Here is a 16,480-nt window from a genome sequence, read left to right on the forward strand (position 1 = left end):
ATTCCTGAGCGGGTCTGCGGTTCCCTGAACCATGGTTCAGTTCAGTCGGCAGCAACAAGCGCCAACCGTGGCCCGTTCATGCGCGTTGGCCGCGTTCATTCAGGGTGAAGTGGAAGGTGGCTCCCTCGGCCGCCTTGGCTTCTGCCCAGACGCGTCCGTCATGGCGCCGGATGATTCGTTCGACCGTGGCCAGGCCTATCCCGGTCCCCTCGAACTCAGTCGACCCATGCAGCCGCTGAAACACGCCGAAGAGTTTCGAGGCAGAGGTCATGTCGAATCCGGCACCGTTGTCCCGGACGAAGAAGATGGATCGCCCACCTTCACGGCTGGCGCCGAACTCGATGCACGCCTTCGTCGTGTTCCTGGAGAACTTCCAGGCGTTGCCGAGCAGGTTCTCGAGCACCACGCCGAGTAGCCGGCTGTCTCCGGAGCCCGTCAAATCCTTGGCAATGAGGAACTCGACATCGCGGTCGGGCTGGGAGGCCCTGAGCCGTTCCGCGGTCGCGCGTGCAAGTTTGCTCAAATCGACCGGCTCGCGCCGAACATCGCCCTGGTTGACACGGGCCAGCGAGAGCAAGCCCTCGATGAGTTGCGCCATGTGCTGGGCGGCTTCGCGCACCCGCCCAAGGTAATGGCGCCCCTCGGCGTCAAGCTTGTCGGCATAGTCCTCCAGCAGCACGTGGCTGTAGCCGTCGATCCCGCGCAGCGGTGCGCGCAGATCGTGCGCCACCGAATAGCTGAACGCCTCCAGTTCACGATTCGCGGCCTCGGCGGCATCCTTCGCGCGGGCCAGGGCCACTTCTGCGCGCTTGGTTCCGCTGATGTCCCGGGCCACCTTCGACGCGCCAATGACATTGCCTCGCGAATCGTGGATTGGAGAAATGGTGACGGAGGCATGAATGTCTTGCCCGTCCTTGCACCGCCGCAATGTCTCGAAGGAGTCCACGCGCTCGCCGTTCTTCAGCCGCTCGACAATCGCCGGTTCCTCTGCCTGTCGGCCGGGAGGCAACAGCAGCGAGATGTGCTTGCCCAGCACTTCCTCGGCCGCATAGCCAAAGACACGTTCGGCGCCCTTGTTCCAGCTCCTGATGATGCCGTCCAGGGTCTTCCCGATGATCGCGTCGTCGGAGGAATCGACAATGGCCGCCAACTGTGCTCTCAGCTCGTCGGCGCGCTTGCGGTCCGTCACATCGCGAATGGTGCTCGACACGAGCACCCCCTCCTCGGTGTCGAGCGGGCTCAAGCTGATCTCGACCGGAAACTCGGTGCCATTTCGCCTCCGCCCGTGAAGTTCCAGGCGCGAGCCCATGTTGCGGGCTTTCGGATCGGAAAAGTAGCCGGCTCGATGCCCCGGATGTCCTTCGCGAAGGCGCTCCGGCATCAGGATCTCGACCGGTTTTCCAAGGAGTTCCGCCCGGCGGTATTCGAAGAGCTTTTCGGTCTGCGAGTTCACCAGCACGATGCGACCGCTCCGGTCCACGATGACCATCGCGTCGGGCGCCGACTCGAGGAGGCCTCGGAACTTTTCCTCGGCCTTCTTGCGCTGGGTGATGTCGCGGATTGCGCTCGAAGCGAGGGTGCCTTCCTCCGTCTCCAGTGGGCTCAGGCTGATCTCGATCGGGAACTCGGAGCCATTTTTCCTCAGCCCGTACAGCTCGATCCCCGAACCCATGGAGCGAACTCTCGGATCCGCGAAGAAGCCGGCCCGGTGTGTCGGGTGTTGTTGGCGAAAGCGCTCCGGTACCAGCAGCTCCACCCATTGGCCCACCAACTCTTCCCGGCCATAGCCGAAGAGCTTCTCGGTCTGTGCGTTGACCAGCACGATCCGTCCCCCTCTGTTCACGATCACCATCGCGTCGGGGGCGGACTCGAGGAGTCCGCGGAATTTCTCTTCGGCCTTCTTCCGCTCGGTGATGTCACGGATCGCGGCAGAAACGAGCGTGCCTTCCTCGGTTTCAAGGGGGCTCAAACTGATCTCGATCGGGAATTCCGTCCCGTCCTGGCGCAGCCCGTAGAGCTCGAGCCCCGAGCCCATCGAACGCACCTTGGGTGAAGCGAAGAACTCCGCTCGATGCATCGGGTGCTTGCTGCGAAACCGCTCGGGCACGAGCACTTCGACCAGTTGCCCGAGAAGCGCCTGGCGCGGATGGCCGAACAGCTTCTCCGTCTGGGCATTGGTGAGCACGATGTTGCCGTACCGGTTCACGATCACGATCGCATCTGGAGCCGCTTCCAGCAGTCCACGAAACTTGTCCTCGGCCCGCTTTCGTTCCGTGATGTCGCGGATGGCGCTCGACACCAGGGTGCCTTCCTCGGTTTCGAGGGGGCTCAGGCTGATCTCGATCGGGAACTCCGTGCCGTCCTTGCGCATCCCGTAGAGTTCGAGACCCGAGCCCATCGAGCGGACCTTCGGATCTGCGAAGTAGCCTCCGCGCTGAGCCGGATGGCCGCCTCGAAAGCGCTGCGGCACGAGAATCTCGACCTGCTGTCCCACGAGCTCGGCGCGTGGATAGCCGAAAAGCTTCTCTGTCTGCGAATTGACCAGCACGATCTCGCCAGTGCGATCGACGATCACCACCGCGTCGGGGGCCGCCTCCAGGAAGCCGCGGAACTTCGCTTCGCTCCTCTTGCGGTCGGTCACATCGCGGATCGCGGCTGTCACGAACACGCCCTGCGCCGTTTCGACAGGGCCGAGGCTGATCTCGACAGGGAACTCGGTGCCGTCCTTTCGCACGGCGCAGAGATCGACACCTGCACCCATGGGCCGCGCCCTTGGTTGGGCGAAGTATCCGCTTCGATGCCCGGGATGCCTGCTGCGGTAGCGTTCCGGGATCAAGACTTCCACGGGCTGGCCAATGAGCTCGCCGCGTGGGTATCCGAACAGCACCTCCGCCTGTCCGTTGACCAGCTCGATGCGACCGTCCTGCCCCATGACCACCATGGCGTCCGGAGCGGCCTCGAGGAAACTTGGAAAGTTGATTTCGACGACCGGCTGCACGGACGCCGGTGTGCTCGGCGCCTTGGTGTCCTGGCCGGCACTGACGTCCTTCGTCTTGAACATGGGCCACCCTCCCTCGAGCGTGTTGGCTGGCGCGTTTCTCTTGCGCGTGCGGGCGCTGTCATGCGTCTGATTGCCTCATCGCAATATTGAAGCGTACGAGACTTCCGCAACAGCTTGGGCAAGGCCCTACAGCGATATCTCGCGGTGCCGGAATGAGGCGGCGCTCAGCGCTGCATGCCCCAGCGCCTCACCGTTGCCCGTTCCAGCGTGGCAAACACGAGGTTCTCGACCAGCAGGCCGATCACGATCACCATCGCCAGGCCGGCGAACACGCGGTCGGTATAGAGCTCGTTGCGGTTCTGGAAGATGTACCAGCCGAGGCCACCCTGGCCGGTGGATGTGGTGCCGAACACCAGCTCCGCCGCGATCAGCGTGCGCCACGCAAGCTGGGCAGCTATCCACGTCAGAACGGCTTGGCCGTCGCCCTGCGGGAGTTGGGCCGGATCGAGCGCACGCTGTATATCTTGGACTGGCTGCAAAGTATCGAGCTACGCCGCCGTGTGCATGCGGGGCTCAATAAGGGCGAAGCACGCAATTCCCTGGCAGGGCGGTGTTCTTCAACCGCCTCGGTGAAATCAGGGATCGGAGCTTCGAACAGCAGCGATACCGGGCCAGCGGTCTCAACTTGGTGACCGCCGCCATAGTGCTGTGGAACACGGTCTACCTGGAGCCCGACCTTTATAGGTTTCCAAAAGCCGGATCGTTTGGTTTCATGGGCGCATCGGTCATTCGAACCAAGGTGTCGATTATTCCAACCATGGTTTTAAAAATTTTTTCCTGGGTTACTGCAGCGGCTTTGAATTTCTCAGGTTCTGGAAATTTGCCCCCTTGTGAGAGGGGAGCAGCCCAGCGTTGAATTTGACGATTTTCGTAACCAATACTGAAATAAAAATAGAGCTGGTAAAAAAGCCAGCCTCGATCGTTAGGGTAGCGCTGTGCTAACTGTGACATCTGCCGCTGCGCGTCAATGTATGAGTCTAATGCCTTCTCATTCAATGCTCTATTATTGTAAAATCTGGCCATTGTTTCGTGACTAGCGACTAAATCCATCTGCCACTCTGTGTTTCTCGGATCCATTTGAATTAGGTTGATCCGTATTTTTAATGCTTGGGCATAATGAGCTAACACTTCTCCCTCTAGTTTTTTTCCTGGCCCATTGTTATCGTCTTTAATGGCAGCGAAATCCATATGTGCCGCTGCCAGGTCGTGTTGCCATTCCATGTTGGCTGGGTCCCTGGCAGCCAAATCTTGGTACAAGCCAAATTCATCGGTTACTGCGTCGCGGGCGGCTTCCCATTTTCCCCGTATCGCCAAGGCTTCCCCGAGCTTTCCGAAGGTCACTGCCAACTCGCGAACGAAGAGTGGATTTTCCTCGTTGCGTCTGAAAAGTTTCATTCGTATCGCCAATGCGTCATCGTATTCAGCGGGCAGTGAGCCTGTCATGGAGTTCACTTGGTCTGCAATTGTCTCGTATGCCATAGCGAGATCGCGTTGAAACTCATCATTGCCCGGCTCTAGCTTTACCAGGCGAAGAAGAATAGTCAGTGCAGGTTGATAGTAAGCTCTGACCTCTTCGATCCCCACGTGACCCGGGTTTGTTTTTGTATAGTTCACTGCGAGAGCACGTTGCCATTTATTGTTGTTGGGCTGCAATGCGATGAGGCGTTGGTACAAGACACGTGCTCTGCCGTAGTAACGACGGGCGGTATCACGAAACTCCCACAATGTTTTTTCCGAATCTGGTGCGGCAGTTGCTTCGAGGCGTTCCACCTTTCCCATGAGATCGGTGCGCGGGTGGGACTTCCGGTTGTTACGAGCCAGTTCGAGGGCTGCCCCGTATCCTTCACTGTAGGGGAATTTGTGCCTGGCTCTCAGCGTTTTAAGGTCCCCCATCCGATCTAGCGCCACGGCTAGAGCATACTGCGCATCAGTACTACCTGGATGCTTTTCTGCGGAGGTATACGCCGAGTTCACCTCCGCAGTAGTGCGCTCGAGGTCGTTGTTTGTTTGAAAGACTTGATTGTCCCCAAGATTACTGGGGTGAGCGACTGCCAGCGTGCCCGTCATCAGCAAACCAACTACGACTGTTGTCGTAAAAATACGTTTTTGCCATTTCCCAAAAGCGAAGGCTATGTGACCCCTGGAGAGCCGAAATTGGCCTTTGAGCGCGCCCAACAGAGACTGGTGAATCGCTTTTCTCATGAGATTCATATTGATACTCCCCGGCAGATGATTATCAGACCAATTGCCAAGGTAAGCGGACACATCCTGAGGGAATACGCAGGGGCTGGTTGACGGCGGAAAGCCGGCGAATGCCGAGTTGTTTCAATACCAGTCTGACCGGCGATTACGTCTGGCGGCGGAGCCGAAAGCTGAAAGATGGGAAGTTTAGGTCGCTGGGCATGGCCCCCACGCGGTGCAGGAACTGCGCGAGCGCGAGGGTGTTCTGCGGCGCGATCTTGTACTCGACCTGCGGGTTCTTGATGATCTTGACCAGCAGGTCGCGGTCGATCTTCGCGTGGTTGACGCGGATGTAGGTGTCGGCGGCCTTCTCGGGGTTGGCCTTCACGAACCGGGCGGCTTCGTCGAGGGCATCGATGAACGCGCGGTAGGTCTTCGGATTGGTGGTGCGGAACTTGTCGGTGGCGTACAGCCCTGCTTGCCGCGGGTGCGGTCCCACAGCGTGAGCAACGGGCCCACGCCGGCGCCCGCCACGTCGATCGAACCCGACAGCAGCGCGTCGTTCGCCGCCGCGCCGCCCGAGAGCTTGACGAACTCGACCTTGATCTCCTGGCCGAGCTGCTTGCCGTGTTTTTCGATCAGCTTCTGGTCCTGCGCCACATTGAGCAGCAGGTAGACGATGCCGAACTGCTCGGCAATGCGGAGCTGGCCCTCGGCACGGGCCGGCGTGGCCAGCCTTCCCACCCCGACAACGAAACTTCCCGAATAACGATCTGCGCTCAGGCGCCCGACAGGGCCTGGTCCAGGTCGGCCAGCAGGTCGTCGATGTGCTCGATGCCCACTGACAGCCGCACGGTGTCCACGCCCACGCCGGCCTTGTCCAGCTCCTCGGGGCTCAGTTGGCGGTGGGTGGTGGAGGCGGGGTGCGTTGCCAGCGACTTGGCGTCGCCGATGTTGACCAGGCGCGTGAAGAGTTTCAGCGCGTCGAGGAATCGCGCGCCGGCTTCGCGGCCCTGTCCCGGCGCACTCTTGACGCCGAAGGTGAGCAGGCCCGAGGCCTTGCCCGAGAGGTACTTGCGCACGAGGCCGTGGTCCGGGTGGCCCTCGAGGCCAGCGTAGTTCACCCACGCCACCTTCGGGTGTTTCGACAGGTGCTGTGCCACGCGGGTCGCGTTGTCGCTGATGCGGTCCATGCGGAGCGACAGCGTCTCGATGCCCTGCAGGATCAGGAACGAGTTGAACGGCGAGATGGCGGCGCCGGTATTGCGCAGCGGCACGACCCGCGCGCGGCCGATGTACGCGGCCGGGCCGAGGGCCTCGGTGTAGACCACGCCGTGGTAGCTGGGGTCGGGTTCGTTCAGGCGCTTGAAGCGGGCCTTGTGCTGTGCCCACGGGAACTTGCCCGAATCGACGATGGCGCCGCCCACGCTGGTGCCGTGGCCGCCGAGGTACTTGGTCAGTGAATGCACCACGATGTCGGCGCCGTGTTCGATGGGCCGGCTCAGGTAGGGGGAGGGCACGGTGTTGTCGACGATCAGTGGCACACCGTGCCGGTGGGCGATCTCGGCAATGCGGGCGATGTCGGTCACGTTGCCCTGCGGGTTGCCGAGCGATTCCACGAAGATGGCCTTCGTGCGCTCGTTGATGAGCGGCTCGAACGACGCCGGGTCGCGGTGGTTCGCGAACTGCGTGGTGATGCCGTACTGCGGCAGCGTGTGGGCGAAGAGGTTGTAGGTGCCGCCGTACAGCGCGCTGGACGACACGATGTTGTCGCCGGCCTCGGCGATGGTGAGGATCGCGTACGTCACCGCCGCCTGGCCCGATGCCAGTGCCAGCGCACCGATGCCCCCTTCGAGCGCGGCGAGGCGCTGCTCCAGCACGTCGGTGGTCGGATTCATGATGCGCGTGTAGATGTTCCCCGGCACCTTGAGGTCGAACAGGTCCGCGCCATGCTGGGCGCTGTCGAACGCGTAGGCCACCGTCTGGTACAGCGGCACGGCGACGGCTTTTGTCGTGGGGTCGGGCTGGTAGCCGGCGTGCACGGACAAGGTCTCGAAGCGCCAGGAAGCTTGGGTCATGGGGAGTCTCCGCAGTGGATGAAGCCGCGAGGCTAAGCAGCGCGGGCACCCGAGGGAAATGCACATTTGCAATAACGAAAGGCGTTCTTCTTCGTTCCGCGAGCAACGGGCCGTCCGTATCGTCACGGCTTTCCATACCGGTCTCGCGTTCCATGAAAATCGTCGGCATCCTGGGCAGCCCCTCTGTTTCTTCCCGGTCCGGGACCCTGCTTCAACACGCCCAGGCGGCTTTGCAGGACGTGGCCTCGAGCCTGCACACGATCTCCGTGCGCGAATTGCCCGCCGAAGCGCTGCTGCATGCGCAGTTCGACCACCCGCTCATTCGCCAGGCACTGCACGAGGTGCACGAGGCCCAGGTGGTGCTGGTGTCGACCCCCATCTACAAGGCGGCGTACAGCGGCCTCCTGAAGGCATTCCTCGACTTGCTGCCGCAAGACGGCCTGCGCGACAAGACCATCGTGCCGCTGGCCACCGGCGGCAGCATCGCCCACCTGCTGGCCCTCGACTACGCGCTGAAGCCCGTGCTGTCGGCACTTGGCGCCCGCGACATCCTCGACCCGGTGTTCGCCACCGACCCGCAGATCCCGAAACACGACACCGAGGGCTACCGCCTGCTGCCCGAGGTGCAGGAGCGCCTGGGCCGCACGCTGCAGACGGTCGTGGCGCGCAACGATGAGTTCCTGCGCCAGGAAGACGCGGCGCGCGAGCGCGAGGCCCTGCTGTCGAGGCTGCAGGTCTCGTCACACGACGACACCACCCGGTGGGCGTCGAGCGACGTGCGCTGGTCCACCTGAAACCCATTCCCCCTGTCCCCTCGTTCGCCTCCTCCGGAGAAATCATGAGCATCACCGCCATCAACGTTCGCAATCAGTTCCGCGGCAAGGTCAAGGAAATCATCGAGGGCCCGGTGGTCTCCGAGATCGACGTCGAGACGCCGTCGGGCCTCGTGGTCACGTCAGTCATCACCACACGTTCCGTCAAGGAACTGGGGCTGAAGCCGGGGCGCGACGTGGTCGCGCTGGTGAAGTCCACTGAAGTGTCCATCGCGACGCTCTGACCCGGAGGGCGGCACCATGAGCTTCAAGGGCGATCCCGTGCGGGTGCTGGTGGTGCCCGGCCTGCACGACAGCGGGCACGGCCATTGGCAGACCTGGCTCGAAGGGCACTTCCGGACGTCCACGCGCGTGCGCCAGGACGACTGGGCGGTCGCTGACCTGGCGCGTTGGGCGGACCGCATCGATGTGACGATCGCCCGCCACCCGGGCGCCCGCTGGGTGGCCGCCGCCCACAGCTTCGGCTGCCTCGCGCTCGCACGCTACCTGGCCCACGGCGGGCAGGGCATCCACGCGGCGCTGATGGTGGCGCCCGCCGACCCCGAGAAGTTCGCGGCCGGTCCCTTCCTTCCCCATGCGCGGCTGCCCATCCCAGCGGCATTGCTCGCGAGTGAAAACGACCCGTGGATGCGCCTCGACAGCGCCCGGGCCTGGGCCCGCATCTGGGGCGCGCAGTTCATCAACCTCGGGGCCGTGGGCCACATCAACACCGAGTCGGGCTTCGGTCCGCTGCCGCAGGCCAAGACACTGGTGGAACTGATGATCCAGCGTGTGGAGCGCAGCCGGCGCCCGGTGCGCGCGCACCCGTTGGAGTTCTCGTTCGCGATCTGACGGGGCAGACCGGAACCGTGACACACTCGCCGCCATGAAACTCCTGTCGGCGGCGATGGTGTGCGTCTCGGTGGTCGCGGGTTGCGCCCAGGCGCCACCGTCGCGCGACGTGCTGGGCATCGACTTCGTGCGGCTGCCTGCCGGCGAGTTCGTGATGGGCAGCGACGAAGCGCCCGCTGCGCTGGCGGCAGCGTACCCAGGGCTGGAACCGCAGCGCCTGGCCGGGCTGGCCGACGAGGCACCGGTTCACACGGTGCGCATCTCCCAGCCCTTCGAGATGAGCCGCCACGAGGTCACCGTGGGCCAGTTCCGCGCGTTCCTCGAACGTTCGGGTCACGTGCCCGAATCGGTGGCCGATGGCACCGGTGGCTACGGCTACAACCCGGTCTACGACCCTGCCACCAGCGCGCGCGGCGATGCGTTCGAGGGGCGGCTGCCCGTCTACTCGTGGCGCAACCCCGGGTTCCCGCAGGGCGATGACCACCCCGTGGTCAACGTGACCTGGAACGATGCCCAGGCGCTCGCACGCTGGCTGTCCGCCACCGAAGGCCGCCACTACCGGCTGCCCACCGAAGCGGAATGGGAGTACGCCTGCCGCGCCGGCGGGCGAGGGCGGTACCAGCATGGCGACGACCCGGCGGGTCTTGTCAGCGAAGGCAACACCTTCGACGCGGACGCCGCGGTGAACTGGCCTCGCTGGCAGGACCGTGCGCTGGCCGGTCACGACGGGTTCCCGTTCACCGCGCCGGTGGGCCGTTTCAAGCCCAACGCGTTCGGCCTCTTCGACATGCACGGCAACGTGTGGGAATGGGTCTCCGACTGGTACGGGGAAGACTACTACCGCACCTCGCCTGCCACCGATCCGGCCGGACCGGCAGACGGCAACGTGAAGGTGCGCCGGGGTGGGTCCTGGCACACCTGGCCGCTCTATGCGCGGTGTTCGTTCCGCAACTGGAACACGCCGGAGACACGCTACACCCTCGTCGGGATCCGCCTGGTGCGCGACGCTGCACGCTGAACGGCCGGTCACACTCGGAGACATTCCTGTCGGATCGTGGCAGGTGCGCGCTGGTGCAGCGAAAAGTGTCACATGGGCCGGGAGGTGTTGGCGGGCTTCGGGCAGCCCAGATGCCCGGTGGATGCGACGGAAGTCTCGAATGGTTCGCCCGAAGGGCCAGTTGACGTTACCGGGCTCGGAAGTTGCGGCGTGGAGTCCAGTCCTCCGGAATTGCCATGCGCCTGCCTGCCGCCCTGACCCGAATTTGCGCCACCGCCCTGGCGGCCATGGCGCTGCTGTCGGTCGCCGGGTGCTCCACCGCTTCTCTTGCGTTCTCCGCGGTCGGCATTGCCACCGACACGAGCATCTCCTGGGAGATCGCCAAGCACCTCCACGCGAAGTACACCGAGGGCGACCCCGTCTATTGCTTCCGCATGAACAGCGTCGAGAAGGCGCTGACCCCCCGCTGCGGGTCGTTTTCCAAGGGCAGCATTCGCGCCGAGGACATCCGCCAGAACGAACTGCAGGGCTGCCCCGTCACCATCGCCGCGCGCAACCCCGTGCTGTGGCCGGTGCTGCCCGAGCTGCTGAACAAGGGCGCCCAGCCCGAATCCTGTGGCGTGCCGCCGCTGGTGGCTCTGGCGGCCAGCCACCCGTGCCCCGACTTCAAGGCCGCGTCGCCAGAATCCCTGAAGGCGATCGCGTGGCTCGCCGAGGCCGACGCCCGCTCGATCCGCCACGACGTGGTTCGCATGTTGAGCTGCCCGAATGCCCGCCAGGTGGGCCTCGATCGCGTGCTCGACACGTGGCTCGACAGCGGCGCCTTCCAGCGCGATGTGGTCGGTTTCGGCGTGCTCGGCGCTTTGCACCCCGACTACTTGCAGTCGCCGTTCGCCCGCAAGCTTGAATCCCAGGGGCACACCGCCCAGGCGTCGCTCGGCCCGTTCGAGGGACGCCAGCCGGCCGGTTTCGAAGCGGCGCTGCGTGCCGGCCACCAGGGCGCGCTCCAGTGGTGGTTCAACCGGGCGCCCCAACTGGCCAACCGCGTCCCGCCGACGCAGGGCAACCAGCTCGCCTGGTCGCCGCTCGCCCGAGTCCTGCAAGCCGACTTCATGACTGACCCGTCGCGGCAGAAGGACACGATCGCATTCCTGCTGGACCGCGGCGCCGATCCCTGGAAACCCATGCCGGGTGGTGCGTACACTTCGGTGGTCCAGTACGCCCGCTTCCTGCAGAGCCCCCACGTGGCGTTGCTCAATGCACCGGTCGTCGACACCCCCGCGACGCCACGGCGCCTGCTGGCCAAGACCGGTGAAAGTGCACCCGTCGGCGACCTTGCTGCCAACCAGGGGCATTGACGCCGCGACACCGCTAGGGTCCACTCAGGCGGAGCGAGCCGTTCAGGCTCCTCGAACCTTCCGCCCATGCCGTCCGTCACACCTGTCCCGCTAGAAACTGGCGCCGCTGTCCCGGGGGCCGCGCGGGGGGCGGTTCCTGCGGCGCTGCCGCCCAACGAACCGGCCCGCCTGGCGGCCCTGAGCCGCTACGGGGTGCTCGACACCCCGGCAGAGCAGGCCTTCGACGACATCACCAACATCGCCGCCGCGTTGTGCAACGCGCCCATCGCGCTGATCTCGCTGATCGACAAGGACCGCCAGTGGTTCAAGTCGAACGTCGGCATGGCGGGTACGGCCGAAACTGAACGCAGTGTGGCGTTCTGTGCCCACGCGATCCTGCAGCCGGACGGCATCCTGGAGGTGCCCGATGCGCTCGACGATCCGCGGTTCGCCACCAACCCCCTGGTGCTCGGCGAGTCCAACATCCGTTTCTATGCCGGGGCGCCGCTGGTCTCCCCGGACGGCCTGCCCCTCGGCACGTTGTGCGTGATGGACCGGGTGCCGCGGCACCTCTCCGAGCGGGAGCACAATGCGCTCGCCTCGCTTGCCCGGCAGGTTGTGGCCCAGCTGGAACTTCGGCACCTGGTGGCGGACCTGAGCTTGCAAAGCACCACGGACGTGCTGACCGGCGCCTGGAATCGCCGTGCCTTCGACCAACGCCTGGCAGCGGAGTGGAATCGCCACACCCGCGCCCAGTCGCCCCTCGGACTCCTGATGATTGACGTAGACCATTTCAAGCAATTCAATGACCGCCACGGCCACCAGGCCGGGGACGTGGCCCTGGCGCAGGTTGTGCGCGTGGCGCAGCAGCCGCTGCGCAGCATCGACTTCCTCGCACGTTTCGGTGGCGAGGAACTGGTGGTGATCCTGCCTGATGCCGAACTGTCCGGGGCCATGGAAGCAGCCGAGCGCGTGCGTGCCGCCGTGGAAAACGCCCAGTGGCCGGTGGATCGGCTCACGGTGAGCGTGGGCGCGACGTCTGAACGGCCGGCCGCCGGTGGCGACCCCCACTCGCTGGTGGCACGCGCCGACCGCGCGCTGTACCAGGCCAAGGCGTCCGGCCGCAACCGGGTCCAAGCGTTCGAGCGTTGGATTTGAGCGCCGCCGTCCTGCCCGCGCAAGCGGGGGTGCTGGCCGGCCCGACCCGGCCCGATCTGCTTCGCCACGAGATCCTCGCCGACGTGTTCGAGGCCACGGCGTTGCGCCGGCCGGATCACGCGGCGCTGGTGTTCGACGGCCGCGCCGTCACCTACCGCGAACTCGACGACCTGGCCAACCGCGCCTGCGCCCGGCTGATCGAGGCCGGCGTGCGGCCTGGGCACATCGTGGGCCTGTGGCTTCCGCGTGGCATCGACCTGCTCACGATGCAGCTGGCCATCGCCAAGACCGGCGCCGCGTGGTTGCCGTCGGATGCCGACAACCCGGTGGACCGCATCGCCGTGTGCCTGGACGATGCCGACGCCGTGGGCATCGTCACCGACGCGGCGTCGGCTGGGCGCCTGTCGGCGCTGGGCCGCCCGGTGTGGACGGCCGAGGCGCTGCGCGACCCCGCGCCTGCGCCCCCCCTCCGCCGCGACGGCGCACGCCCCGACCACCCCGCGTACGTGATCTACACGTCGGGCTCCACCGGCAAGCCGAAGGGCATCGTCGTGCAGCAGGGCAGCATCTGCCATTTCCTGCGCAGCGAAAACGCCGTGCTCGGCATCCGCGAGGACGATCGCGTGTACCAGGGCTTTTCGGTCGCCTTCGACATGTCGTTCGAGGAGATCTGGATCAGCTACCTGGTGGGCGCCACGCTGTGGCTGTCCACCAAGTCCCTCGCGGCCGACCCCGAGGCGCTGCCGCTCGCGCTGGCCGATGCGCAGGTCACCGTGCTGCACGCGGTGCCCACGCTGCTGGCCCTGTTCAACGTGGACGTCCCCCACCTGCGGCTCATCAACCTCGGCGGCGAGATGTGCCCCGAGTCGCTGGTGACCCGTTGGGCCCGGCCGGGCCGCCAGGTGTTCAACACCTATGGGCCCACTGAAGCCACGGTCTCGGCCAGCTTGGCGGAACTGCGCCCGGGCGAGCCCGTCACCATCGGCACGCCACTGCCGAACTACGGCCTCCTCGTGATCGCCACCGACGTTGAAGCGGGCCTGCGGCTGCTGCCAGCGGGCGAGACCGGCGAACTCTGCATCTTCGGTCCCGGGGTGGCCGCGGGTTACCTCGGCCGGCCCGACCTCACGGCCCAGAAGTTCCTGGACAATCCCTGGGCCGAGACACCGGCGGACGGCCGCCTGTACCGAACCGGCGACCTGGCCCGCATCGACGAACACGGCCAGATGCAGTGCCTCGGCCGGGCCGACGACCAGGTGAAGATCCGCGGCTTTCGCGTGGAACTGGGCGAAATCGAGGCGGCCCTGGCCGCGCTGCCCGGCATCGGCACCACGGCCGTGCTGCTGCGCAAGGACGACGGGGTCGACCAGCTGGTGGCGTTCCTGGTGGCCGAGGCCGGTGGGGCGCCCGAAGACGCCGCGCTGCGCGCGTCGCTCGGCACCCGGCTGCCGCCCTACATGGTGCCCACGCGCTTCGAACGCCTCGGCGAGATGCCCCGGCTCACGTCGGGCAAGATCGACCGCAACGCCTTGAAGGCCCGGCCGCTCGCGGCCGTGGCACCCGCCGAAGGCTCCGACCCGCCCGAGACCCCGCTGGAAGCGGTGATGTTCCCGGCGCTCGAGAAGCTGTTCCCGGGGCAGGCCATCCGCCGCAACGCCGATTTCTTCTCCGACCTGGGCGGCCATTCGCTTTTTGCCGCGCGGCTCGCGTCCGCGCTGCGTACCGATCCGCGCTACGCCCATGCCACGGTGCGCGACATCTACACCCACCGCACCGTGGGTGACATCGCCGCGGCACTCGAGGCGGCGGCCAGCGCACCCACCGACGACGTGGCACCGTGGACACCCCCCTCGGCCTGGCGGCGCTGGCGCTGTGGCTTCTTCCAGGCGCTGGCAGTGCCGCCGCTGCTCACCATCCGCATGGGGCAGTGGCTCGCGCCGTTCTTCACCTACCACTTCCACACGGGTAGCCCCGGCGACTCGGTGCCCTACGCGGTGGCCATGTCGGTGCTGGTGTTCCTGTTCGCCACCGTGCTCGAGTTCGCGATCGCCATCGCGGGCAAGTGGCTCGTGGCGGGCCGGTTGCAAGCCGGCACGTACCCGTTGTGGGGGTTCGTGTATTACCGCTGGTGGTTGACCGACCGGCTGGTCGAAGCGGCTCCCACGTACCTGATCCATGGTTCGTCGCTGCACGCCTGGTGGTTGCGCGCGCTGGGCGCCCGTGTGGGTGACGACGCCACCATCGGTTCCATCACGCTGCGTTCGCCCGACCTGCTCACCGTGGGTGACCGGGTCAGTGTCGGCAACGCCGTGAACTTCGAGAATGCGAGGGTAGTGCAGGGCCAGTTCATCCTCGGCGCCATCGAACTCGGTGCCGACGCCCATGTGGGCTCCTACGCGGTGCTCGAAGGGGATACCTCGCTCGGCGAGTGGGCCCACCTGGACGCCCAGTCGGCCCTGCGTTCCGGCGAGGGGGTGCCTTCGCGGCGCCTGTTCACCGGTTCGCCGGCCCGCGACGCAGGGGCGTTCGACCCGGCGTCGCTGCGGCCGCGCCCGCCGGTGTCGGCACGGCGCCAGATGGCCGAGGCCGCGTTTTTCGTGTTCGGTGCGCTGCTGATCGCCACGCTCTTTTTCATGCCGGTGTTCCCCACGTTCATGTTGATCGACTTGCTGGACGACGCGGAACTGTTCCCGCGGCTGTCGTCGCTGTTCTCCGGGTTGCCACTGCTGAAGTACTTCGTGCTCGCGCTGCCCGCCAGCGCCGTGATGATCGTGCTGACGGCCTTGCTGTCAGCGGGCATCCGCTGGTCGGTGCTGCCGCGCATGCGCACCGGCAGCTGGCCGGTGCACAGCAACGTCTACTGCGGCAAGTGGCTGGTCAACCAGATCCAGGAGTCGAGCCTGCAGGTGCTGCACGGCATCTATGCCACCGTGTATGCGCCATCGTGGTATCGCCTGCTCGGTGCGAAGGTGGGCCGCGACGCCGAGATTTCCACGGCCCTCGGCGTGGTGCCCGACATGCTCACGCTGGGCGACGAAACCTTCATCGCCGACGCCGTGCTGCTGGGCGACGAAGAGGTCGACGGCGGCTGGATGACCATGCAGCCCACGGTCGTGTCGCGCCGCAGTTTCGTGGGCAACGGGGCCTACATTCCCGATGGCACCACGTTGCCCGAGAACGTGCTGGTGGGCGTGTTGTCGCGGGCGCCTGACGCGTCGAAGCTGCGCAGCGGCGACACCTGGCTCGGGTCGCCTGCCATGCACCTGCCGGCCCGCGAGACGGTGACGGGATTCCCCGAATCGCTGACATTCCGCCCGTCGCCTTGGCGGCGCCTGGCGCGCGGGCTGATCGAAGCCTTCCGCATCGTCGCTCCGCACGCCATCGTCATCGCGGCGGGGTACGCCATCGTGCTGGCGGTGATGCCCATCGCCGGCGTGGGTCTCTGGGGCCGCGTGGCCTGGGAGCTCACCCTCGACGGTTTGATCTTCGGTGTGGCCACCTTCGTGTTCGTCGCGCTGTTCAAATGGCTGCTGATCGGCCGCTACCGCCAGCGGTCGGAACCCATGTGGACGCCGTTCGTGTGGCTGTCGGAGGCCGCCACGAACCTGTATGAAGGCATCGCCGTGCCGAACTTCATGCGGTACCTGCGGGGCACGCCGTGGCTGCCCTGGGCGTTCAACCTGCTCGGTTGCCACATCGGCAAGGGCGTGTACCTCGACACCACCGACATCACCGAGTTCGACTGCGTGCACATCGGCGACCACGCCGAGATGAACGCGTTGACCTGCCCGCAGACCCACCTCTTCGAGGACCGCGTGATGAAGGTGGACCACGTCGTGATCGGCAAGCAGGTCAACGTGGGGCCGCGCACCACCGTGCTCTACGGTGCCCGCCTGGGCGACCTGGTGCAGCTCGGGCCCATGACCCTCGTGATGAAGGGCGAGGCGCTGCCCGCCCACACGCGTTGGGGTGGCAATCCCGCGGCGCCGGCGCGGAGAACCTGA

Annotated in this window: 10 protein-coding genes and 3 pseudogenes; 8 read left to right on the top strand and 5 right to left on the bottom strand. The window is 65.8% G+C overall.

Going from position 1 to position 16,480, the window contains the following annotated elements; translation table 11 throughout:
• Window positions 1-76 precede the first annotated feature (76 nt).
• The gene (locus ASC87_RS01860) at window positions 77-3,061 is read right to left on the bottom strand and encodes a PAS domain S-box protein (protein ID WP_056655675.1); all 2,985 of its coding nucleotides are present in this window, start codon (window positions 3,059-3,061) and stop codon (window positions 77-79) included.
• 164 nt (window positions 3,062-3,225) lie between these two features.
• A pseudogene (locus tag ASC87_RS01865) lies at window positions 3,226-3,522 on the bottom strand (ABC transporter permease); the annotation flags it as partial.
• Between ASC87_RS01865 and ASC87_RS30505 the strand changes: the two are divergent.
• Window positions 3,442-3,731, top strand: a pseudogene (locus ASC87_RS30505) (Tn3 family transposase); the annotation flags it as partial. The pseudogenes ASC87_RS01865 and ASC87_RS30505 sit on opposite strands and share 81 nt — an antisense overlap.
• 8 nt (window positions 3,732-3,739) lie before the next feature.
• On the opposite strand, the gene ASC87_RS31480 reads toward ASC87_RS30505, so the two are convergent.
• The 3 genes and pseudogenes from ASC87_RS31480 to ASC87_RS01880 all read right to left on the bottom strand — a co-directional run bounded on the left by ASC87_RS31480 (window position 3,740) and on the right by ASC87_RS01880 (window position 7,320).
• A complete protein-coding gene (locus ASC87_RS31480; protein WP_157603780.1) occupies window positions 3,740-5,263 on the bottom strand; it encodes a lipopolysaccharide assembly protein LapB in 1,524 nt (507 codons plus the stop codon).
• Between the two features lie 145 nt (window positions 5,264-5,408).
• A pseudogene (locus tag ASC87_RS30510) lies at window positions 5,409-6,025 on the bottom strand (hypothetical protein).
• Entirely contained in the window at window positions 6,022-7,320 is a 1,299-nt protein-coding gene (locus ASC87_RS01880) for an O-acetylhomoserine aminocarboxypropyltransferase/cysteine synthase family protein (RefSeq protein WP_056655688.1), read from the bottom strand. The pseudogene ASC87_RS30510 and the gene ASC87_RS01880 overlap by 4 nt, the downstream one beginning before the upstream one ends.
• Before the next feature lie 152 nt (window positions 7,321-7,472).
• Between ASC87_RS01880 and ssuE the strand changes: the two genes are divergently transcribed.
• The 7 genes from ssuE (at window position 7,473) to ASC87_RS01915 (ending at window position 16,480) form a co-directional block, all read left to right on the top strand.
• Window positions 7,473-8,114: an NADPH-dependent FMN reductase gene (gene ssuE / locus ASC87_RS01885; RefSeq protein ID WP_056655691.1), complete on the top strand. Its 642-nt coding sequence runs from the start codon at window positions 7,473-7,475 to the stop codon at window positions 8,112-8,114.
• A 44-nt stretch (window positions 8,115-8,158) separates the two neighbouring features.
• On the top strand, window positions 8,159-8,377 hold the full coding sequence (locus ASC87_RS01890) for a molybdopterin-binding protein (protein WP_056655694.1): 219 nt from the start codon (window positions 8,159-8,161) through the stop codon (window positions 8,375-8,377).
• Window positions 8,378-8,393: 16 nt separating this feature from the next.
• Entirely contained in the window at window positions 8,394-8,984 is a 591-nt protein-coding gene (locus ASC87_RS01895; protein WP_056655698.1) for an alpha/beta hydrolase, read from the top strand.
• A 34-nt stretch (window positions 8,985-9,018) separates the two neighbouring features.
• A complete protein-coding gene (locus tag ASC87_RS01900) occupies window positions 9,019-10,002 on the top strand; it encodes a formylglycine-generating enzyme family protein (protein WP_056655701.1) in 984 nt (327 codons plus the stop codon).
• 215 nt (window positions 10,003-10,217) lie between these two features.
• Window positions 10,218-11,339, top strand: a complete 1,122-nt coding sequence (locus ASC87_RS01905; RefSeq protein WP_056655704.1) for a hypothetical protein — start codon at window positions 10,218-10,220, stop codon at window positions 11,337-11,339.
• Between the two features lie 66 nt (window positions 11,340-11,405).
• Window positions 11,406-12,476: a sensor domain-containing diguanylate cyclase gene (locus ASC87_RS01910; RefSeq protein WP_082568300.1), complete on the top strand. Its 1,071-nt coding sequence runs from the start codon at window positions 11,406-11,408 to the stop codon at window positions 12,474-12,476.
• A complete protein-coding gene (locus tag ASC87_RS01915; RefSeq protein WP_056655707.1) occupies window positions 12,473-16,480 on the top strand; it encodes a Pls/PosA family non-ribosomal peptide synthetase in 4,008 nt (1,335 codons plus the stop codon). Before ASC87_RS01910 ends, ASC87_RS01915 begins: the two co-directional genes overlap by 4 nt.

Origin of the sequence: Rhizobacter sp. Root1221, from assembly GCF_001425785.1 — a bacterium.
Classification (GTDB): domain Bacteria; phylum Pseudomonadota; class Gammaproteobacteria; order Burkholderiales; family Burkholderiaceae_C; genus Rhizobacter.